We start from the raw sequence: 19,517 nt of genomic DNA on the forward strand, positions 1-19,517 counted from the left end.
CGCACCTCCTCGCCCACCCTTCCGTGTACGCACCGCATCACCCCGGCTGCGCTGGGTACGTGAAGCGCATGAGAGTGGGCCTGGTGGACGCGGGATCGAACACGGTTCGGCTGGTGGTGACCGACGCGACGGGCGGGGTGCCGCTGCCGGTGCACACCGCCAAGTGGAAGCTCCGCCTGTCCGAACAGGTCGGAGCCGACGGGCACTTCGGGAAGGAGGCCACCGAGCAGCTGGTCGAGGCGCTCCGCAAGGCCGCCGAGATCGCCCGCCGGTGGGGCGCCCCGGAACCGCTGGCGTTCGCCACCGCCGTCGTACGCAACGCACCCGACCGCGTCGCCGTCCTGCGGGCCGTGGCGCAGGACACCGGGGTACGGCTGTGCGTGCTGCCCGGCGAGGTGGAGGCCGAGCTCACCTTTCTCGGCGTCCGGCGCTGGATGGGCTGGCGGGCCGGGCCCCTGGCCGTCTTCGACATCGGGGGCGGCTCCTTCGAAGTGGCCTTCGGGCGCGGCCGGATGCCGGAGTTCGCGGTCTCCCTGCCGCTCGGTGCAGGCCGGCTGACCAACGAGTTCCTCGGCCACGACGGTCCGCCGACGGCGGACGAACTGCGCGACCTGCGCCGCCGGGCCCGCCATCAGCTGCGCGACGCCACCGCCCGCATCCGCTGGGAGCACCCGCGCACCGTCGTCGCCACCTCCCGCACCTTCCAGCAGCTGGCCCGGCTGTGCGGCGCGGCCCCGGGACGGAGCGGCCCGTTCGCCGAGCGGATCCTGTGCCGGGGCGACCTGCGCCGCGCGATCGACCGGCTGGCCGCCCTGCCGGTGACCGAGCGCTCCGGCCTGCCCGGCATCTCCGCGCCGCGGGCCCGGCAGAGCCTCGCGGGAGCGGTCGTCGGCCACACCGCGATGAAACTGAGCGGCGTGAAGTCGCTCGCGATCTGCCCCTGGGCCCTCCGCGAGGGCATCCTGCTGCGCTACCTGGAGGACGGCGCCGACTGGTGGGCCGACATCGAGGCGGCACACGACGCGAACCCGGACGGGGAGCGGGGCAGCGGGGACCGGGATGGTGGGGATCGCGGCGGCGACCGGTACGGAGACCGGGACAGAGACCGGTGCGGAGGCCGGGACGGGTCGGCCGCGAAGCCGGTCAGCCTGCTGCCGCTCCGGAGCTCCCCGCCGACCCCGACCGCCTGATCCCGACCGCTTGCCCCGACCGCTTGCCGCGACCGACTGACCCGACCGTCTGACCCCGCCCGACGCTTCCCTCTGCTCAGCGGCGCAGCCCCAGGGCCTCGGCGCCCGCGTAGCGGGCCTGAGGGCCCAGTTCCCGTTCGATGCGGACGAGTTGGTTGTACTTGGCGGTGCGGTCGGCGCGGGACAGCGAGCCGGTCTTGATCTGGCCGCATCCGGTCGCGACGGCGAGGTCGGCGATGGTGGTGTCCTCGGTCTCGCCGGCGCGGTGGGCGGTGGCGACGGTGGCCAGGGTCTCGGTGAGGGTGCCGATCTGGTTGACCTTCACCAGGACGGAGTTGGCGATGCCGTCGCGGATGCCGGCCCGCAGCAGGGTCTCGTTGGTGCAGAAGACGTCGTCGCCGGTGAGCCGGCAGCGGTCGCCGAGCCGGGCGGTCAGGTCGCGCCAGCCGTCGTGGTCGTCCTCGGCCATCGGGTCCTCGATCGACCCGACCGGGTAGCGGTCGACCAGCGCGGCCAGGCCGCGGCCCTGCGCCTGCCGGTCTTCCGCGGCGCCGGCCGCCTGCGGCACAAGCGCCTCATCCTGGTCGTCGACGCCGAACGGACCGTACGGCACACGCTCTTCCCGGTCACCGACATCCCGCGCCGTCGAGGAGAGCCTCCGGCTGGCCACGGCCCTGCGGAACCCCGTTGCCGGGGACGACCGGGGCTGGCTAGGTTCGGCCCATGGCGGATGACGAACCCACGCGCGCGGCGCGCCTGCTCGAGGCCCAGGGCAAGGCCGTGCGGCTGTTCGCGGAGATCGAGGAGCGCGGGCTCGTCGTACCCGGCGAGGGGGAGCGGGCGGTCAGCGACCGGATCCGGGACCTGGCGGACGAGTTGTTCGGGACGACCCGGCACTGGCACAAGCGGATCGTGCGCTCCGGGCCGAACACCGTGCTGCCGTACCGGGAGAACCCGCCGGACCGGGTGATCGGCACGGACGACATCGTCTTCGCCGACTTCGGGCCGATCTTCGAGGAGTACGAGGCCGATTTCGGCCGCACCTTCGTCCTCGGCGACGACCCGGTCAAGCACCGGCTCCGCGCCGACCTCCCCCGGGTGTTCGCCGCCGGCCGGCGCTTCTTCGAGGCCGACGGGGAGATCACCGGCGCGCGGCTGTACGCCGAGGTGGAGCGGCTCGCCGAGGAAGCGGGGTGGGGGCTGGGCGGCTGGCACGCCGGGCACCTGGTCGGCGAGTTCCCGCACGAGACGATCGACGGCGCCGACGTCGAGTCGTACATCACGCCCGCCAACGACACCCCGCTGCGCCGCACCGACAAGGCGGGCCGCACCTGCCACTGGATCCTGGAGATCCATCTCCTCGCTCCGGAGCGGCGGTTCGGCGGCTTCCACGAGGAACTGCTCACCCTCTGAGGGCCGGACCGGCCCCGTGGGCCCAAGTCGCCCTGCGGGCAAGGCGGATGAGGCGCCCGAGTACGATCATCGCGACCTCGGTCCCTCACCGTCTCCCCCGGCGCGATGGAGTTGCCATGACGACCAACCCACAGCCGTCTCTGCCGATAGACACCAGCAGGGCCCACCCCGCCCGGGTCTACGACTGGCTGCTCGGCGGCAAGGACAACTACCCGGTCGACGAGGCGGTCGGTGAGAAGCTGCCGGCCGAGGCGAGGGACGCCGCCCGGCAGAACCGTCAGTTCATGCACCGGGCGGCCGCGTGGCTCGCCCGGCAGGGCGTCGACCAGTTCCTGGACATCGGCACCGGAATCCCCACCGAGCCGAACCTCCACCAGATCGTGCAGAACGTCGTGCCGTCGGCCAAGGTCGTCTACACCGACAACGACCCGATCGTCCTCCGGCACGCCGAGGCGCTGCTGATCAGCCGCCCCGAGGGAGCGACCGACTACATCCAGGCCGACGTGCGCGACCCGGAGGCGATCGTCCGGCACGCCCGGCACGTCCTGGACTTCGACCGCCCGGTCGCTCTCTCCCTCATCGCCCTGATGCACTTCATCAGCGACGAGCAGGGCGCCCACGGTATCGTCCGCGCCCTGGTCGACACCCTGCCGTCGGGCAGCTACCTGATCCTCTCGCACGCCGCGTCCGACCTGTACCCGGAACTCGTCGAACAGGTCGTCGCCGAGTACGCCAGGGGCGGCATCCGCCTCGCCTTCCGCACCCGCCCCGAAGTGGAGCGCTTCTTCGACGGCCTGGACCTGGTCGCCCCCGGCCTGGTCACGGCGACGGAGTGGTTCGCCGGCACCCCGGCCCCGGAACCGGAGGGCAGCGGCATCTACTCGGGGGTGGCCCGAATCCGCTGACCGGCCTCCCGGGGCGGCGCGGCCGGCCCGCCCGCCCGCTCGCGGGGAACGGTTCAGTTCACCTCGGCCACGGTGTGCGCCGCGACCGGGGTGTCGCGCAGGCCGAGGCGCAGGTGCTCGACGTGGTACAGGGCCTGCTCCAGAAGCACCGGTGTCGCGATGGGCCGGGCGGGATCGGACCTGGCGCTGGAGACCGCGGACGCGGTCGTCGTCCGGGACGAACTCGCCACCGTCCCGGCCGTGATCTCGCTGTCCCGGCGGGCCCGCGGGCTCGTCGTCCAGAACCTGGTGATCGCGGGAGTGTTCAGTTGGCCGGTGTCGCGCAGATCCGGGTGGTGAACTGCCTGGACGCCTGTGAGCAGGCCGACGTCATCGTCGTCCAGCCGTCCCCGGCCGGTCGCGCGGCGGGCGGCCGGCCGGTGTGGCTCGGTCTGGTCAACGACCCCGACGCGACGGCCGACATCGCCACCTGGGTCCGCGCCGGGGGGCCGGGGCCGAGCGAGCCGCCGGACATCCTGGACCTGTACGAGTTCAGCCCCTCGCGGCGGGAACGGCGCGGCGTCGAGGGCTGAGCAGCGGCACGACGTCCTCGGGCGCGGGCCCGCCCCTTAGGGTCGGCGGCATGACGACACCCCTTGCCGGCAGTGCCTTCGACTCGCTCCGCCTCGACGCCGTGCCCGACCAGGAGGCGCTGCGCCGGGTCTACGCCCTCCCCGGTGACGCGGCCGTGCGCAAGCAGATGACCGAACTCACCGAGCAGACCCGCCGGTTGATCGGCTGCTCGGCGCTGGTCCTGGTCGCCAGCGCGGACGCCGAGGGCAACTGTGACGTCTCCCCGCGTGGCGGTCCCCCCGGGTTCGTCGCCGTCCTGGACGCACGGACGGTGGCGATACCGGACGCGACCGGCAACAAGCGTCTGGACACCCTGCAGAATGTCGTCGCCACCGGACGGGCCGGGCTGCTGTTCGTCATTCCGGGGCGCACCACGACGCTCAGGGTCAACGGCCGGGCCTGTGTCTCCACCCGCCCGGAGCTGCTGTCCCAGCTGACCGCCGTGGGCAAGCCGCCGGCCAGTGCGCTGGTGGTGGGCATCGAGGAGGTCTACCCCCACTGCCCCAAGTCGCTGCTGCGCAGCGGGGCCTGGAAGCCGGAGCAGTGGCTGCCGGCGGACACCCAGCCGACCTCGGCCGAGGTGACGCTGGCCCAGCTGCGGATGCCGGAGCTGACGATCGCCGACATCGAGCAGGCGGAGGCGGATTCGCTGAAGTACCGGTACGAGTGACGGACCGGCAGCGGATCGCCGATGTGATCGACAGCGAGCTGGAGAAGCTCGCCCGCGGCCAGGCCACCGTCGCCCGGGCCCGGCAGAACCTCCAGGCCAAGGCCACCGGCATCGGCACCGGCCGCTGAACCGCGGACGCCCGCACGCTCGTACGGGCGGATGCCGATCACGCCCACCGGCGCCGGGCGGACGAGGCAGGAGGCCGGCGCTAGGCGGGCGCGGTGCCGGGGCAGGTCAGAGGCCGCCGGTGTTGAGCAGCCGGTTGGGGGTGTCGGATCGGATGCCGTGCAGGGCACCGCGGGTGGCCGTGTGGTCGAGCCAGACATGGACCTGGTCGGCCGTGGCGTGGGGGTGTGCCGACAGGTACAGGGCGATCACGCCGGTTGCGTGCGGCGCGGCCCAGGACGTGGCGCCGTCGTTCTCCGTGGTCGTACCGCCGCCGGCGAGGGCGGCGGTCACCTTCTGGCCGGGGGCGTACAGGTCCACGCACCGTCCGTACCCCGATCCGTAGGAGCCGCCGTCGCTCCATGCGCGGTCGTTCGGGGTGGAGGCCGCGACGACGATCGTGCCGGGGACACCGGCCGGCGAGTGCTTGCAGGCGTCGTCATGGAAGTTGCCGGCCGACACCACCGTCGGGATCCCCGCGTCGACCATGTGCTTCACGGCGCTCTCCAGGGCCGCCGACCGGTGGTCGAGGTTGAGCGACATGTTCACCACCGCGGGCTTCTGTGCGTGCACGGTGACCCACTTGACCGACTTCACCAGGGCCGCCTCGGCCGCCGCCGGGGAGCCGCCGCCCTCGCTCTCGCACAGGATGCCCTGCACCCGTACGAGCTCCGCCTTGGGCGCCACCCCGTACTTCGCCCCGCCGATGATTCCCGCGACGAACGTGCCGTGGCTGACGCCCGCCTCGCTGAAGCAGTCTCCGGAGTCCTTCGGGCCCACGAAGTCGGCACCCAGGTGGGCACGTCCACCGAACTCCTTGTGGCCGATGTCCATCCCGGTATCGATCACGTAGACGTGCACACCCTTGCCCGTGGCGGTGGTCGTGAACGTCCCGTTCAGGGGCCGCGACCGCTGGTCCAGAATGTCCAGGTTCCATGGCGCGTGCCGGGTGATGGACGACGCCGCGGCCTGCGCGATTCCGGCCGGCGTCCCCACGGTGCCGGGGGGTGTCGGAGCCGAGCTGGACGACGTCCTGTCTCCAGAAGGCGCCACGGACTCCGTCGTCCCGTGCGCGGGGAGCGATCCGCCGCTGCTCCCGGCGGCCGCGCCGGCTTCCCCGCCGCAGGCCGAGGCCCCGAGCACTGTCGCCATGGCCACCACCACGAGACCGGCCTTCGTCACGTTCCGCGCCATTACGTCCCCCACAGTCCTGCTTCGTACACAGTCAGCGCACAAGACGACCACAGGGGGCGGGCGGTTCCGGCGGGGCGTGCGAATGGGGCGGTCCACACGCTCGACGGAATCCTGTCCGGCCGCGCACCGGTGAAGGCCGCCGGGGTCGGCACCGGCGGCCTGCGCGGTCGTGGCAGGTCCGTCCACCTCCCCCGGCACAAAGAAGGGCGAGGCCCGAGGACCCCGCCCACCCCGTAAGAAACCTAGGCCGTACGGCTGATGCCCCGCCTCATGCAGGCGGTGGCTGAAGTCCTGCCACTCGTGCGGCGAATGGGGAGCCGTTTCACCAGAGGGCGCCTTCTATCAGGCCGGGCCAAGTACTTCGTCGGCGCTGCGCGGCTCGGTGCGTGGCTGTTGGTTGAGCTTGTGGCGCGCGATGGAGGATTGCCGGTAGACCTCCTTGCGGGCCCGCATGATGTTGCCCAGGGGCGCGTGCTCGGCGGTGACCCGCCAGGGTGTGAAGGACAGTGCGTCCATCTTCTCCAGGTTCTCCGGGCTGGAGATGTCCTGCTGCGGCAGCCGCAGCTTGGCCACGGTGACGGACGGCGAGAGCTGTTCGGGCCACTCCACGGTGGTGTCCTCCACCGGCATGCGTTGCAGGTCGGTGCAGAGCTGGACCTGGATGTCGAAGGCGTAGGGCCGTTCCTGCAACTCGCCTTGCAGGGCCGGTCGGAAGACCTCCGCTGCCGAGGTCGGGTCGATGGTGCGCCGGACCACCGCGGCGGCGGAGGACGGGTCGGGGGTGAAGCGCACTTTGGCGATGTAGTCACCGTGGCGGACCGCGCCCATGGTCCAGTAGCTCGACAGCAGCACGTTTGCCGGAGGAGTCTTTGCCAGGCGCAGGAAGGCCAGGAACTCGTCCCACGCCCAGTTGTCCTGGTCCAGGGTTCCCTTTCCGGTCACGAAATCGGCGTAGAAGCGATGGGCGCCGGGGCGGCCCTGGGAGAAGTAGGCCGGTGCGTCCAGGAACAGTTCCTGGATGAACAGGTAGTGCTCGACCGTGTTGCAGAAGAAGATCGGTCCGTTGATGTTGGCGTAGTCGAAGGTGCCCGTGTCCGGTTCGTCGTCCAACAGGGTCGGGCCGGGGATGTCGAACATCTTCAGGGCCAGTCCGGTGGCGGCGCCCAGGCGCGCGTCGGCTCCGGCGTGGGGCGAGCCGTTGGAGAAGCGGATGAGCGCGTCGTGGGTTCCCGGGGTGGCGTAGATTCCCTGGGCGTACTCGGGGGGCAGCCCGGCCAGGATCTCCACTTCCCCGCGGACCAGCCCGTAGCCCTTGGCGTGGGCGTCGCGGAGGGCCTGTCCGGTGCCGCCGGCCTCGACCGACTCGGCGATGTAGTTCTTGGTCTTCTCGATCACCGTCTGCACGTTGCGTTCGAAGTCCGGGTCGGCGTCCTCGACGTCGGGCGTGTAGCGGACGAACTCTGCTGCCATGACTCCGACCTCTCCTCTCAGAGACCGTGATCGCGCTCCAGGGGCCTGGAACCGTCCTCAGCCCTCGAGTTCGGCGAGCCAGCGCAATGCGCGCAGCCCCGGAACGAAGCAGTACTCGCCGCCGCGGGTGGCCACGAAGCTGGGCAGGTTCTGGAGACGGCGCCGGACCGGTTTCTCCGGGATGGTGAGGCTGCCGGTTCCGCCGTGGTGCCCGGCGACCGGATCCTGCTCGCCGGGGTAGCCGATGAAGTTGCCGTCGTTGACCCATTCGGCCTTGATGAACTCGAACTGTCGCTCCAGGTGGGCTCCGAGGAAGACGCCGACCAGGCCGCGGTCGGCGCCGTCGTCCTCCAGCACGCCCTCGGGCAGCGGCGGCCCGTAGGTGGTGCCGCGGCGGATGAGCCGGTGCATCCGCGCGTCGCCGATGATCGTGGAATCGCGGGGGTTGGTGCGCCGGATGTGCGCACCGGCGGGGCACCGGTAGCCGCGGTCGTCGTTCTCCCGGTAGAGGAAGGCGTTGACGCGGTGCGGATCGGCCGCGAGCTCCGGATCATCGTGCTCCGGCGCCAGCGCCAGCGGCGCCCCGCTGGGCCAGCGCCCGACCATCTTCGCCGCCAGGAGCGCCTCCTCCTCGGCGTCGGCGCTGTTCGCGCGCAGGTATCGGCGCCAGGCCGCCACGTTGGTGTGGATCTTGCGGACGGCGGCGTAGGTGCCGTTGCGCCCCAGCACGTCGGGTTGGGGCATGGGGGGCAGACTGCCGGTTTCGTCGGGGTAGCCGAGGATGAACTCGCCGGCCTTGATCGGGGCTTCCTGCGGGTTGGAGCCGGGCAGCCCGACACCCTCGATGTTCGGATGACTGATGCCGTCCCGGAACCCGAAGGTGGTGCGTCCGGTCGGCAGTTGGTGGACGTCCTGCTGCCAGATCACCCGGACACCAGGGGTGTCCTCGTAGGCGGCACGGGCCCGCTCCAGCTCCTTGCCGAGCTGTCCCGTGTCGGAGGACAGGGCGCTCAGGGCGATGTGGACGTCACCGGTTCCGAACGGTGCCTCCCAGTGGGCCGGCGCACTCTCACCCACGTCGCCGATCCGCTCCGCCCGGGCGGCCATGCCCTCACGAAACGCCTGGGGAAAGCTGTCCAGCGACTCCTGCGGCACCCCCAGGGCCCTCAGCCCCTGATAGGTGAAGGCCACGGAAACCCAGGCATCCTGGCTCCGGTCTGCGCCTGGCAGACCACCCGAGGTCACCGGTAGGAGCCGCCGCAGCAGGGCGCGCCCGGCGTGGCGGTCCTCGACGTGCAGGAAGACGAACTTTCCCTCGTACGGAACGGGCCTCGGCCGCAGGGCCCCGCTCTGGACGTCGTCGATCTCGACGCTCGTGCCGGCCGCGCTGTCGCTGTCCGCTGTGTTCATGGTCACTTGTGCCTCCGCGTCGGTCTCTGCCTGGACAGCCCGGCAGCGGCTGGTGCGCGCCTGTCGACGCGGTCCACCGATGGCGGTGGGTGGGAGTCCGGGGGCCGGCTGCGTCCGGGTTCTAGGCCGAGGCTTCCTCCAGCAGCTTCTGGAAGGCCGGCGTGGCCAGCAACTCGGCGTTCGCGGGGTTGTCCAGTGCCTCCCGGAACTGGGGGGTGTCCAGCACCTCCTGGAACGCTTCGTCCACGCGGTGGTCCTTGTAGATCTGCTGAACGGTCAGGTCGGGATAGGCGCTGACGAAGACCCCTGCGGGCTCCTGGTGGGCGAGGAACCAGTCCTTGACCCCTGGATCCTTGATGCCGGGGAACCCTTCGCTGTGCGCGAAGACCTTGTCGAAGCGTTCCCCGACCACCGTCTTGGCGAAGTCGTCGATGTAGGTGTCCCAGGAGCCGTCGAAGACGCTGGCGAACATGAACCTGGTGTCGTTGTCGAAAATGACGTGCCGTGCGTCATGCAGCGTGCCGATCTGGCGCAGCGCCGCATGGACGTTCTCGTCATTCGCCGCGTCGCCGAGCCAGGTGAGATCCGCGCGCAACGCATCGGCCTCGCCCGGCTTGATCTTGGTGAAAACGGTGAACTCGTTGGAGACGCCATCCGTCCTGCCCGGGTGCTCAGGGTGAGCCGACGGGGTTGCACCTGTCGCAGTCATCGCGAAGCTCTCCTGTCGCGGATCGGTGCGAGAGTCGCCAAGCGCTCGGACATGAGGCGCCATCGCCCTCACGCCTTCAATCCTCACTGCGGCTGAGCTGCCTCGCATCTCGGCCCGTGGGCGTCGTGGTCACCTGGGGTGGTACCTCGAGAAGCTCCGGCAATTGCGGGATCGCCCGCCGGTGCGGCAGGCCGACGCCGGGGTCCTGGCGTCCCGAGAAGCTCCCGAGGACAGATCCGGCCAGGCGCAGGAGGGTGGAGTCGAGGTCCTTGATCATGACCGCGTACACCGGTGAGTCGGCAAAGGGCTGTTGCTCACCGGCCTTTGCGTGGGCCCACGTCCCGTAGAGGGCCTGCACCTTCGGGTGGGCTACGTCGACCAGGAACAAAAAGGGCGAGGCCCGAAGACCCCGCCCACCCCGTGAGAAACCTCAGCTCACGGCCACACCAGGCAGTACGGCTGATGCCCCGCCTCATGCAGGCGGTGGCTGAAGTCCTGCCACTCGTGCAGCAGCTGGTACACGTTGAACGCGTCCCGTGGGCCGCCCCGGTCCGGGACCGTCGACCAGATGAAGGCGGCCGCGCCGACCGCTTCCTCGCCTATGCCGCGCAGCGGGTCGACCACCGTCATGGGGAGTTTCACCACCGCGTAGTCGGGGTGCAGGACGACCAGTTCCAGTGGCGGCACCTTGTGCAGGGGCACGCCTTCGATGCCCGTCAGCACCATCGCGGCCATCGTCTCCGGCTTGATCTTCGTGAACATGCCGTTCATGCCGAGCTCGTCGCCGCCGAGTTCCTCGGGGCGCATCGAGATCGGGACCCGGGCCGCGGTCGCGCCGTCCGGTGCGCCGAAGTATTTGTACGTCACCCCCACCCGACCACCATTCCTGCTACCGGTCTGCAGACGGTCGATCCGCCGATCGCTCCGCTGGCCCCGATCCCTCTGATCGCGGTCCCGCTGATCGATACGTCGGTCGCGCCGCTCCGACTCACCCGGTACGCCCTGTTCCTGCCGTGCTGCTTCGGTCGATTCCTCCGCGTCGCGCCGGTGCCTTCCCCGTTGGGCACGTCGAGGACCCAGGTCATCGGTCCCCTCGCCCACTCCGCCACCGCGATGCATATCTCCACCCGACTGCTTTTCTAGGACGCGTGGCCCCCGCCGCGCAACCCGATCATCGTGTCAGTGACCTCCCCCACGGCCGCCCGCCGAAACGTGCGTCGAAACATCAGTCCGCAGGATCTTTACAGCCTCCGGCCGCCTGCGTACCGGATGAGCTGGGTGTATCGGATCACAGTCTCGCAGATGCCCCGGGCGCTGTGCGGGGACCGCGGTCCTCCGCTGCGAGGAGAGCGCCGCCTTCCGCCGAAGGGCCTGCCCTCCGGCTCACTCACAGACGCGGGGGGTGGCACGCACTCCCCCAGTGAGGGTGCCCCCAGCGGCGTTGTCGGCGGTCGCCGACATCACCCGGCCTTCGGCCGGGAGGTGCCCGCACCGCCGTCGACTCCCTCCTCCGCCTTGCAGCTGCACGCACCACCCCCCGCTCACCGGCACTCGTCAGTCACCGCAGCTGCCCTGTGAGTGATCCGGAAGGCAGGCCCTACCCTGAGGAGGTCACCAAGCATCCGGAGTCCGAGAAGTCGGAGAAGTCGCACGTCATGAGTGCCCAGAGCGAAACGCCCTATCCCTACGACGCGCCCGTCTCACAGGCGCTCTTCGACCGCGCCTCCGCCGTCACGCCCGGCGGCGTGAACTCCCCGGTGCGCGCCTTCCGCGCCGTCGGCGGCACCCCCCGTTTCATGGTCTCCGGCAAGGGGGCCTACCTGACGGACGCCGACGGGCGCGAGTACGTCGACCTCGTGTGTTCGTGGGGGCCGATGATCCTCGGGCACTCGCACCCCGAGGTCATCGCCGCCGTCCAGGAGGCCGTCTCCCGCGGCACCTCCTTCGGTACCCCCGGCGAGGGCGAGGTCGCCCTCGCGGAGGAGATGGTCGCCCGGATCGAGCCCCTGGAGCAGGTGCGGCTGGTCAGCAGCGGGACGGAGGCGACCATGTCCGCCATCCGGCTCGCCCGCGGGTTCACCCGGCGCACCAAGGTGATCAAGTTCGCCGGGTGTTATCACGGACACGTCGACAGTCTCCTGGCCGCCGCCGGGTCCGGCGTCGCCACCTTCGCGCTGCCCGACACCCCCGGTGTCACCGGTGCCCAGGCCGGGGACACGATCGTGCTGCCGTACAACGATCTGGAGGCGGTGCAGGAGGCCTTCCACCGGCACCCGGGGGAGATCGCCTGCGTGATCACCGAGGCCTCGCCGGGCAACATGGGCGTCGTCCCGCCCGCGCCCGGGTTCAACCAGGGGCTGAAGAACGCCTGCCGCGAGAACGGCGCGCTGTACATCTCCGACGAGGTCATGACCGGGTTCCGGACGAGCCGGGCCGGGTGGTTCGGGATCGACGGCGTGGTGCCCGACCTGATGACCTTCGGGAAGGTCATGGGGGGTGGCTTCCCGGCCGCGGCCTTCGGTGGGCGGGCGGACGTCATGGCGCACCTCGCCCCGGCCGGGCCCGTCTACCAGGCCGGCACCCTCTCCGGGAACCCCGTCGCCACCGCCGCCGGGCTCGCTCAGCTGCGGCTGCTCGACGACGCGGCGTACGACAAGGTCAACGCCGTGTCGGCGCAGATCCAGGGGCTCGTCGCCGAAGCGCTGAACAAGGAGGGCGTCGCGCACCAGGTGCAGACAGCCTCCAACATGTTCTCCGTCTTCTTCACCAACCGTCCGGTGCGCAACTACGAGGACGCGCGAGGCCAGGAGTCCTTCCGGTTCACCGCCTTCTTCCACTCACTCCTCTCCGACGGCGTCTACCTGCCGCCGTCGTCCTTCGAGTCCTGGTTCGTCTCCACGGCCCACGACGAGCGGGCCATCCAGAAGATCGCCGACGCCCTTCCGGCGGCGGCCCGAGCGGCCGCGGAGGCCACGGCAGCATGAGCCAGCAGAGTGAGCAGAGCGAGCAGCAGGGCATCACCGTCGTGCACGTGATGCGGCACGGGGAGGTGGCCAATCCGCAGGGGGTGCTGTACGGGAGGCTTCCCGGCTACCACCTGTCCGAGCTGGGCCGGCAGATGGCCGACCGGGTCGCCGAGCACCTCGCCTCGCGGGACGTGACCTACGTCGTCGCCTCGCCGCTGGAGCGCGCGCAGGAGACCGCCACCCCGATCGCCAAGGCGCACGGGCTCGACCTCGCCACCGACGAGCGGCTCATCGAGGCCGAGAACATCTTCCAGGGCAAGACCTTCGGCGTCGGCGACGGAGCGCTGAAGAAGCCCGCCAACTGGAAGTACCTCGTCAACCCGTTCCGGCCGTCCTGGGGCGAGCCGTACGTCGACCAGGTCGTGCGGATGAAGAGCGCGCTGGACACGGCCAGGGACCGCGCGCGCGGGCACGAGGCCGTGCTGGTCAGCCATCAGCTGCCGATCTGGATCCTGCGGTCGTACGTCGAGAACCGCCGGCTCTGGCACGACCCGCGCAAGCGGCAGTGCACCCTCGCCTCCCTGACGACTTTCACGTACGAGGGCGACAGGATCGTTTCCGTGGGCTATTCCGAGCCCGCCATCGACCTCGTCCCGGTCCATCTCCGCGCCGGCGCCAAGCCGGTGAAGGGGAAGGAGAAGGCCTTCGGGGCGTGAGCCGTCGACAGCGCCTGCGCCGCGCCACTTAAACCCCGCTTCATGAAATTAGTCTGAAAATATGCGGTTCCTTGCGGAACCTCCCCGTTCGTCCCGCCCTCTGAGTGGGTGACCACCAGAGGACGTGACGAATCGGGGAACCATGCGGACCTTCACCCGAAGGGGACTACTCGGCGTCGGCGCGGGCGCCGCGGCCGGACTCGGCCTCGCCGGCTGCGGCACGCACACACCGTCGGACGGTACGGACCACGCCGGCGGTTCCACCCGGCAGCCCTCGAAGAAGCCAACGGCGAGCGCCCGCCCCCTCGGTGACGGCTCCACCTCCCGCACCGGCAGGCAGCCCCACCAGCCCGTCGCTCCCGAGCCGTTGGAGCCCGGACAGACCCCGCCGCAGTTCGTGATCTTCTCCTGGGACGGCGCCGGCGAGGTCGGCACCGGCCTCTTCCCGCGCTTCCTCGACCTGGCGAAGGAACACGGCGCGTCCATGACCTTCTTCCTCTCGGGGCTGTACCTCCTCCCCGAGTCCAAGAAGCGGCTCTACAACCCCCCGAACAACCCCCGCGGCGCCTCCGACATCGGCTACCTCACCGACGAACACATCAGGGCGACGCTCGCCAACGTCCGCCGGGCCTGGCTCGAAGGGCACGAGATCGGCACCCACTTCAACGGCCACTTCTGCGGCGGCTACGGCACCGTCGGCAACTGGACACCCAAGCAGTGGCGCAGCGAGATAGACCAGGCCAAGGCGTTCGTGAAGGAGTGGCGGACCAACTCCGGCTGGAGCGACCTGCCCCCGCTCCCCTTCGACTACGACAAGGAGCTGGTCGGCGGCCGTACCCCCTGCCTCCTCGGCCAGAACAACCTGCTGCCCACCGCCCGCGAGCTCGGCTGGCGCTACGACGCCTCCTCGCCCGGCGGCCGCCAGGTCTGGCCGGAGAAGAAGCTGGGCATCTGGGACCTGCCGCTGCAGCAGATACCGTTCCCGGGCCGCTCCTTCGAGGTCCTGTCCATGGACTACAACATGCTCGCCAACCAGTCGGTCAACTCGACCAAGGCCCCCGCCTACAACTACCCGGGCTGGCGGACGCAGTCGGCGCAGGCGTACATAGCGGGATTCTGGCGGGCATACACGACAAACCGTGCACCGTTCTTCATAGGCAACCACTTCGAGCAGTGGAACGGCGGCATCTACATGGACGCCGTCGAGCAGGCCTTCAAGCACATCGCCCGGGAGAAGGAGAAGGGCGCCGACGTCCGGCTGGTCTCCTTCCGGCAGTTCGTGGACTGGATGGACGTACAGAAGCCGGCGGTGCTCGCGAAGCTGCGCACCCTGGACGTCGGACAGCGCCCGGCGGGCGGCTGGAAGGGCTTCCTCAAGCAGGGCGCGGCGGCCTGAAAAGGGGTACATCCCGGACCGAGGGGGGTGCGCAAGATCCTCAGAACGGGCATGCGAAACTTTTCACATGAGTACCCGTAGCCGCGCCCTCCTGCTCGGCGCCACGGCCGCCGCGGCAGCCCTGACCCTGTCCGCGTGCGGCAACGGCGGCACTTCCGGCGGAGGCGGCAACACCAACTTCGTCACCGGCAAGGACGGCATCGACACGGTCGCTCAGGGCCACCGCGCGGCGGCCCCCGACCTGTCCGGCAAGACCATCGACGGCAGCACCCTGGACGTCGCGGACTACAAGGGCAAGGTCGTCGTCATCAACGTCTGGGGCTCCTGGTGCAGCCCCTGCCGGGCCGAGGCGCCCAACTTCGCCTCCGTCTCCAAGGAGTACGCGAGCAAGGGCGTCCAGTTCGTCGGCATCAACACCCGCGACACCAGCACCGGTTCCGCGGTCGCCTTCGAGAAGCAGAACGGCATCGACTACCCGAGCCTGTACGACCCGACGGGCAAGCTGATGCTCCGCTTCAAGAAGGGCACGCTGAACCCGCAGGCCATCCCCTCCACCCTGGTACTCGACCGGCAGGGGAAGATCGCGGCGCGCTCGCTGGCGGCGCTCAGCGAGGAGAGCCTGCTGAAGATGATCAAGCCGGTCGTCGCGGAGAAGTGACGTGAGCGCACTCCTGACGCTCGCCGCGGAGACGGGCAAGAACGAGACGGTCTTCAGCGGCGCCCTGCTGGTCGCCCTGCCGATCGCGCTGTTCGGCGGTCTGGTCTCCTTCTTCTCTCCGTGCGTGCTGCCCCTCGTGCCCGGATACCTGTCGTACGTCACCGGGGTCGCGGGTACCGACCTGGCCGACGCCCGGCGCGGGCGGATGGCGGCCGGCGCTTCTCTCTTCGTGCTCGGTTTCACCGCCGTGTTCGTCTCCGGCGGGGCGCTGTTCGGCTACTTCGGCCAGAACCTCCAGGAGCAGTCCGGCACCCTCAGCAAGGTGCTCGGCGTGCTGATGATCGCCATGGGCGTGTTCTTCATGGGCCTGATGCCCTGGTTCACCCAGCGCGAGTTCCGCTTCCACAGGCGGCCGGTGGCCGGGCTGATAGGGGCACCGGTGCTGGGCGCGCTGTTCGGCATCGGCTGGACGCCGTGCATCGGCCCGACCCTGGCCTCCGTCACGGCCCTGTCCTTCAACCAGGCGAGCGCGGGCCGTGGCGCCATACTGACGGTCGCCTACTGCCTGGGCCTCGGCGTGCCCTTCGTGGTGGCCGCGGTCGCCTTCCGCAAGGCCCTCGGTGCCTTCGGCTGGGTCAAGCGCCACTATGTCTGGGTCATGCGCATCGGCGGCACGATGATGATCGTGACCGGTGTGCTGCTGCTGACCGGCGCCTGGGACAGCCTCGTGCAGGAGATGCAGGGCTGGTCCAACGGCTTCACTGTGGGGATCTGATCGATGAGCAAGACCGAAACCGACAACAGCGAGCCGGACCTCGGCGCGGCGGGCTCGCAGCTCTCCACCGCCCCCGTGGAGCCGCCGGTCGCCCCGGGGCTCGGGGTCGTCGGCTGGGCCCGCTGGTTCTGGCGGCAGCTCACCTCGATGCGGGTCGCGCTGCTGCTGCTCCTGCTGCTGTCGCTGGGCGCGATCCCCGGCTCGCTGATCCCGCAGTCCGGCGCCGACATCTCCAAGGTCGCCGACTTCCGCAAGGCCCACAAGACGCTGTCGCCCCTCTATGACAAGCTCGGCCTGTTCCACGTCTACAGCTCGGTGTGGTTCTCGGCGATCTACATCCTGCTGTTCGTCTCGCTCGTCGGCTGCATCATCCCGCGCGCCTGGCAGTTCGTGGGCCAGCTGCGCGGACGCCCGCCGGGCGCCCCGAAGCGGCTGGACCGGCTCCCCGCGTACACGGCCTGGCGGACCACGGCCGAGCCCGAGGAGGTCCGTGCGGCGGCGCTGAAGCTGCTGAAGAAGCGGCGCTTCCGCGCGCACCTCGCCGGGGACGCGGTCGCCGCCGAGAAGGGCTACGTCCGCGAGTTCGGCAACCTGGTCTTCCACATCGCGCTGATCGTGCTGCTGATCGCCTTCGCCTCCGGCCAGATGTACAAGTCGGACGGCACCAAGCTGGTCGTCGAGGGCGGCGGGTTCGCCAACTCGATCCTCCAGTACGACGACTTCAAGTCCGGCTCCATGTTCAGCACCGACGACCTGGTGCCGTTCAGCTTCGACCTGACGAACTTCTCCGCGAGCTACCAGACCAGCGGCCCCAGCAAGGGCACCCCGGTCACCTTCAAGGCGGACATCGACTACATCGGGGGGGCCTACGGCAAGCCGAAGCGGACCACCATCAAGGTGAACGAGCCGCTGCACATCGACGACGCCAAGGTCTACCTCGTCAGCCACGGCTACGCGCCCGTCATCACGGTCCGCGACAGCAAGGGCGAGGTCGTCTACCACGACGCCGTCCCGCTGCTCCCGCTCGACGCCAACATCACCTCCCAGGGCGTGGTGAAGGTGATGGACGGCTACACGAACGCCAAGGGCGTCAGCGAGCAGCTCGGCATCTCGCTGTTCTTCCTGCCGACGTACGCCGGCGGTTCCTCGGTGCTCTCCAGCTTCCCGGCGCTCGACAACCCGGTGCTGAACCTGACGCCCTACCACGGTGACCTGGGCGTCAACTCGGGCATCCCGCAGAGCGTGTACCAGCTCGACAAGACCCACATGAAGGAGTTCAAGGACTCCAAGGGCGCGCAGTTCCGGGACAACCTCAAGCCGGGCCAGACCATGCAGCTGCCGAACGGCGCCGGGTCCGTGACGTTCGAGAAGGACGTCAAGGAATGGGCCGGCTTCGAGATCGTCCAGGAGCCCGGCAGCGGCTGGGCGCTGGGCGGCGCGCTCGCCGCGATCTTCGGCCTGGCCGCCTCGCTGTTCATCCAGCGCCGCCGCGTGTGGGTGCGCGCGGTGCAGGGTCCCGACGGCGTCACGGTGGTCGAGATGGCCGGGCTGGGCCGCAGCGAGTCCGCGAAGGTGCCCGAGGAACTGGGCGACCTCGCCGGAATCCTCTACGACCAGGCGTCGGGCGCCCCCGACCCCGACGACACCACTGACGACGACCCCGCAGAATCCCCCGACCCCGAAGTCGTACCTGCCGAAGGGGCTGAGAAGCGATGACTTCCGCCGCCGCAACGACCCTCGCCGCGACCAACGAGCATCTGGCGAGCATGAGCAACACGCTCGTCTACTCCTCGATGGCCGTCTACACGCTGGCGTTCTTCGCCTACATCTTCGAGTGGCTGCTCGGCAGCCGCAGCCGGGTGGCGCGCACCGCCAACGCGCTCACCGCGAAGGGCGAGGCGAAGAAGGCGCCCGCCGTGACGGTCAAGAAGGCCGGCGGCACCGCCGTACTGGAGCGTCCACAGGTGGTCGTCCGGTCCGCGGCGGGCTCGCGGGACGTGCCGGACGGGCCCGGCGCGCACGGCGGCGACGAGCAGGGCGACCTCTACGGGCGGATCGCGATCTCCCTCACGGTCCTCGCCTTCCTCGTAGAGCTGGCGGGCGTGGTCACCCGCGCGGCCTCCGTGCAGCGGGCGCCGTGGGGCAACATGTACGAGTTCAACATCACGTTCTCCACGGTCGCGGTCGCCGTCTACCTGACGCTCCTCGCCCTGAAGAAGAACGTCCGCTGGCTCGGGCTCTTCCTGATCACCACGGTCCTGCTGGACCTCGGCCTCGCGGTCACCGTCCTCTACACGGCGAGCGAGCCGCTGGTCCCGGCCCTGCACTCGTACTGGCTGTACATCCACGTCTCGACGGCGATCTTCTGCGGCGCGGTCTTCTACGTCGGCGCGGTGGCCACCATCCTCTACCTCTTCAAGGACGCCTACGAGAGCAAGCTGGAGAACGGCGGCAAGCCCGGCAGCTTCGCCACCTCGGTCCTGGAGCGCCTGCCCGCCTCGGCCTCCCTCGACAAGTTCGCCTACCGCGTCAACGCGGCGGTCTTCCCGCTGTGGACCTTCACGATCATCGCGGGCGCGATCTGGGCGGGCAGCGCTTGGGGCCGCTACTGGAACTGGGACCCCAAGGAGACCTGGTCCTTCATCACCTGGGTCGCCTACGCCTGCTACCTGCACGCCCGCGCCACCGCCGGCTGGAAGGGCCGCAAGGCCGCCTACCTGGCGATGATCGCCTTCGGCTGCTGGCTGTTCAACTACTACGGCGTCAACATCTTCGTCACCGGCAAGCACTCCTACGCGGGCGTCTGAGCCGACAAGGGGCGACACTGGTGCCATGGCCGGTTCCATCGAACAGGGCACCAGTCAGACCCACGGGAGGACGCACATCCTCCACTTCCTGGTACGACTGCCGAAGCCGACGGACCAGGTCTGGCCGAGCCTGTCCACCCCGGAGGGCCTGGCCGCCTGGTTCACTCCGGTCGACGTCCTGCAACCGAGACTGGGCGGCACGGTCACCCTCGGTGACCTGGGCACCGGTACGGTGACCGCCTGGGACGTCGACCGCGTCGCGGAGTACACGGTGGAGAGCGGCGGCAGAATCCGCTTCCACCTGGAGCGCGCCGGAACCACCGCCAGCACCCTGCGCTTCACGCACGAGTTCAAGGGCGAGGGCGAGACGGAGCCGGCGTGGCGCGCCAGATTCGAGCGTCTGATCGACTCCCTGAACTCTTGAGGCGCCTCGCTGAAGCGCCCCCGAAGGGGCGCTGGGG

The 19,517-nt window shown here is 70.3% G+C and carries 19 protein-coding genes and 3 pseudogenes; 15 read left to right on the top strand and 7 right to left on the bottom strand.

From position 1 onward, the window contains the following. The first annotated feature begins 68 nt into the window (after window positions 1–68). A complete protein-coding gene (locus tag ACZ4UV_RS14365; protein ID WP_467839356.1) occupies window positions 69–1,190 on the top strand; it encodes a Ppx/GppA family phosphatase in 1,122 nt (373 codons plus the stop codon). 76 nt (window positions 1,191–1,266) lie between these two features. Here the strand turns inward: ACZ4UV_RS14365 and eno are convergent. After that, a pseudogene (eno, locus tag ACZ4UV_RS14370) lies at window positions 1,267–1,707 on the bottom strand (phosphopyruvate hydratase); the annotation flags it as partial. Between eno and ACZ4UV_RS14375 the strand changes: the two are divergent. The 6 genes and pseudogenes from ACZ4UV_RS14375 to ACZ4UV_RS14400 all read left to right on the top strand — a co-directional run. Further along, window positions 1,708–1,924, top strand: a pseudogene (locus ACZ4UV_RS14375) (hypothetical protein); the annotation flags it as partial. Next, on the top strand, window positions 1,914–2,603 hold the full coding sequence (locus ACZ4UV_RS14380) for a M24 family metallopeptidase (RefSeq protein WP_467838055.1): 690 nt from the start codon (window positions 1,914–1,916) through the stop codon (window positions 2,601–2,603). The pseudogene ACZ4UV_RS14375 and the gene ACZ4UV_RS14380, both read left to right, overlap by 11 nt. A 116-nt stretch (window positions 2,604–2,719) precedes the next feature. Beyond that, window positions 2,720–3,508: an SAM-dependent methyltransferase gene (locus ACZ4UV_RS14385; RefSeq protein WP_467838057.1), complete on the top strand. Its 789-nt coding sequence runs from the start codon at window positions 2,720–2,722 to the stop codon at window positions 3,506–3,508. Window positions 3,509–3,681: 173 nt separating this feature from the next. Beyond that, window positions 3,682–4,080, top strand: coding sequence for a (2Fe-2S) ferredoxin domain-containing protein (locus ACZ4UV_RS14390; protein ID WP_467839359.1), 399 nt, complete (start codon window positions 3,682–3,684; stop codon window positions 4,078–4,080). 50 nt (window positions 4,081–4,130) lie between these two features. Further along, window positions 4,131–4,790, top strand: coding sequence for an MSMEG_1061 family FMN-dependent PPOX-type flavoprotein (locus ACZ4UV_RS14395; RefSeq protein WP_467838060.1), 660 nt, complete (start codon window positions 4,131–4,133; stop codon window positions 4,788–4,790). Further along, complete coding sequence (locus tag ACZ4UV_RS14400; protein ID WP_467838062.1) at window positions 4,787–4,918, top strand: hypothetical protein; 132 nt, start codon at window positions 4,787–4,789, stop codon at window positions 4,916–4,918. Before ACZ4UV_RS14395 ends, ACZ4UV_RS14400 begins: the two co-directional genes overlap by 4 nt. A gap of 106 nt (window positions 4,919–5,024) precedes the next feature. Here the strand turns inward: ACZ4UV_RS14400 and ACZ4UV_RS14405 are convergent, their stop codons facing one another. The 6 genes and pseudogenes from ACZ4UV_RS14405 to ACZ4UV_RS14430 all read right to left on the bottom strand — a co-directional run bounded on the left by ACZ4UV_RS14405 (window position 5,025) and on the right by ACZ4UV_RS14430 (window position 10,857). Beyond that, window positions 5,025–6,137: a S8 family peptidase gene (locus tag ACZ4UV_RS14405; RefSeq protein WP_467838065.1), complete on the bottom strand. Its 1,113-nt coding sequence runs from the start codon at window positions 6,135–6,137 to the stop codon at window positions 5,025–5,027. A 354-nt stretch (window positions 6,138–6,491) separates the two neighbouring features. Further along, the gene (locus tag ACZ4UV_RS14410) at window positions 6,492–7,619 is read right to left on the bottom strand and encodes a catalase family protein (protein ID WP_451021208.1); all 1,128 of its coding nucleotides are present in this window, start codon (window positions 7,617–7,619) and stop codon (window positions 6,492–6,494) included. A 57-nt stretch (window positions 7,620–7,676) separates the two neighbouring features. Next, a complete protein-coding gene (locus ACZ4UV_RS14415) occupies window positions 7,677–9,029 on the bottom strand; it encodes a Dyp-type peroxidase (protein WP_451021215.1) in 1,353 nt (450 codons plus the stop codon). 121 nt (window positions 9,030–9,150) lie between these two features. Further along, window positions 9,151–9,738, bottom strand: coding sequence for a hypothetical protein (locus tag ACZ4UV_RS14420; RefSeq protein WP_467838068.1), 588 nt, complete (start codon window positions 9,736–9,738; stop codon window positions 9,151–9,153). Between the two features lie 262 nt (window positions 9,739–10,000). Continuing rightward, window positions 10,001–10,126, bottom strand: a pseudogene (locus tag ACZ4UV_RS14425) (GNAT family N-acetyltransferase); the annotation flags it as partial. Window positions 10,127–10,173: 47 nt separating this feature from the next. Continuing rightward, window positions 10,174–10,857: a hypothetical protein gene (locus ACZ4UV_RS14430; RefSeq protein WP_390043120.1), complete on the bottom strand. Its 684-nt coding sequence runs from the start codon at window positions 10,855–10,857 to the stop codon at window positions 10,174–10,176. A 536-nt stretch (window positions 10,858–11,393) separates the two neighbouring features. Here ACZ4UV_RS14430 and hemL point away from each other — a divergent pair. From hemL to ACZ4UV_RS14470, 8 genes are all read left to right on the top strand, one after another. Beyond that, window positions 11,394–12,722 (top strand): glutamate-1-semialdehyde 2,1-aminomutase, encoded by a 1,329-nt coding sequence (gene hemL / locus ACZ4UV_RS14435; protein ID WP_451021207.1) that lies wholly within the window; start codon window positions 11,394–11,396, stop codon window positions 12,720–12,722. Beyond that, complete coding sequence (locus ACZ4UV_RS14440) at window positions 12,719–13,420, top strand: histidine phosphatase family protein (protein ID WP_390043124.1); 702 nt, start codon at window positions 12,719–12,721, stop codon at window positions 13,418–13,420. The genes hemL and ACZ4UV_RS14440 overlap by 4 nt, the downstream gene beginning before the upstream one ends. 142 nt (window positions 13,421–13,562) lie before the next feature. After that, entirely contained in the window at window positions 13,563–14,816 is a 1,254-nt protein-coding gene (locus ACZ4UV_RS14445) for a polysaccharide deacetylase family protein (protein ID WP_467838072.1), read from the top strand. A gap of 67 nt (window positions 14,817–14,883) precedes the next feature. Then, window positions 14,884–15,474, top strand: a complete 591-nt coding sequence (locus ACZ4UV_RS14450; protein ID WP_451018619.1) for a TlpA family protein disulfide reductase — start codon at window positions 14,884–14,886, stop codon at window positions 15,472–15,474. 1 nt (window position 15,475) lies between these two features. Then, the gene (locus ACZ4UV_RS14455) at window positions 15,476–16,249 is read left to right on the top strand and encodes a cytochrome c biogenesis CcdA family protein (RefSeq protein WP_351486316.1); all 774 of its coding nucleotides are present in this window, start codon (window positions 15,476–15,478) and stop codon (window positions 16,247–16,249) included. Between the two features lie 3 nt (window positions 16,250–16,252). Then, a complete protein-coding gene (resB, locus tag ACZ4UV_RS14460; protein ID WP_467838077.1) occupies window positions 16,253–17,965 on the top strand; it encodes a cytochrome c biogenesis protein ResB in 1,713 nt (570 codons plus the stop codon). Next, entirely contained in the window at window positions 17,962–19,056 is a 1,095-nt protein-coding gene (gene ccsB, locus ACZ4UV_RS14465) for a c-type cytochrome biogenesis protein CcsB (protein WP_390043131.1), read from the top strand. Before resB ends, ccsB begins: the two co-directional genes overlap by 4 nt. A 25-nt stretch (window positions 19,057–19,081) precedes the next feature. Next, window positions 19,082–19,480 (top strand): SRPBCC family protein, encoded by a 399-nt coding sequence (locus ACZ4UV_RS14470; RefSeq protein ID WP_390043133.1) that lies wholly within the window; start codon window positions 19,082–19,084, stop codon window positions 19,478–19,480. Window positions 19,481–19,517: the final 37 nt, after the last annotated feature.

Source organism: Streptomyces sp. NPDC028289, from assembly GCF_055565975.1.

Bases quoted from the DNA above. Each gene is read 5' to 3' on its own strand.
- resB (WP_467838077.1), top strand. From the start codon at position 16,253: ATGAGCAAGACCGAAACCGACAACAGCGAGCCGGACCTCGGCGCGGCG.
- ACZ4UV_RS14415 (WP_451021215.1), bottom strand. From the start codon at position 9,029: ATGAACACAGCGGACAGCGACAGCGCGGCCGGCACGAGCGTCGAGATC.
- ACZ4UV_RS14410 (WP_451021208.1), bottom strand. From the start codon at position 7,619: ATGGCAGCAGAGTTCGTCCGCTACACGCCCGACGTCGAGGACGCCGAC.
- ACZ4UV_RS14445 (WP_467838072.1), top strand. From the start codon at position 13,563: ATGCGGACCTTCACCCGAAGGGGACTACTCGGCGTCGGCGCGGGCGCC.
- hemL (WP_451021207.1), top strand. From the start codon at position 11,394: ATGAGTGCCCAGAGCGAAACGCCCTATCCCTACGACGCGCCCGTCTCA.
- ACZ4UV_RS14470 (WP_390043133.1), top strand. From the start codon at position 19,082: ATGGCCGGTTCCATCGAACAGGGCACCAGTCAGACCCACGGGAGGACG.
- ACZ4UV_RS14380 (WP_467838055.1), top strand. From the start codon at position 1,914: ATGGCGGATGACGAACCCACGCGCGCGGCGCGCCTGCTCGAGGCCCAG.
- ACZ4UV_RS14365 (WP_467839356.1), top strand. From the start codon at position 69: ATGAGAGTGGGCCTGGTGGACGCGGGATCGAACACGGTTCGGCTGGTG.
- ACZ4UV_RS14385 (WP_467838057.1), top strand. From the start codon at position 2,720: ATGACGACCAACCCACAGCCGTCTCTGCCGATAGACACCAGCAGGGCC.
- ACZ4UV_RS14440 (WP_390043124.1), top strand. From the start codon at position 12,719: ATGAGCCAGCAGAGTGAGCAGAGCGAGCAGCAGGGCATCACCGTCGTG.
- ACZ4UV_RS14420 (WP_467838068.1), bottom strand. From the start codon at position 9,738: ATGACTGCGACAGGTGCAACCCCGTCGGCTCACCCTGAGCACCCGGGC.
- ccsB (WP_390043131.1), top strand. From the start codon at position 17,962: ATGACTTCCGCCGCCGCAACGACCCTCGCCGCGACCAACGAGCATCTG.
- ACZ4UV_RS14450 (WP_451018619.1), top strand. From the start codon at position 14,884: ATGAGTACCCGTAGCCGCGCCCTCCTGCTCGGCGCCACGGCCGCCGCG.
- ACZ4UV_RS14395 (WP_467838060.1), top strand. From the start codon at position 4,131: ATGACGACACCCCTTGCCGGCAGTGCCTTCGACTCGCTCCGCCTCGAC.
- ACZ4UV_RS14430 (WP_390043120.1), bottom strand. From the start codon at position 10,857: ATGCATCGCGGTGGCGGAGTGGGCGAGGGGACCGATGACCTGGGTCCT.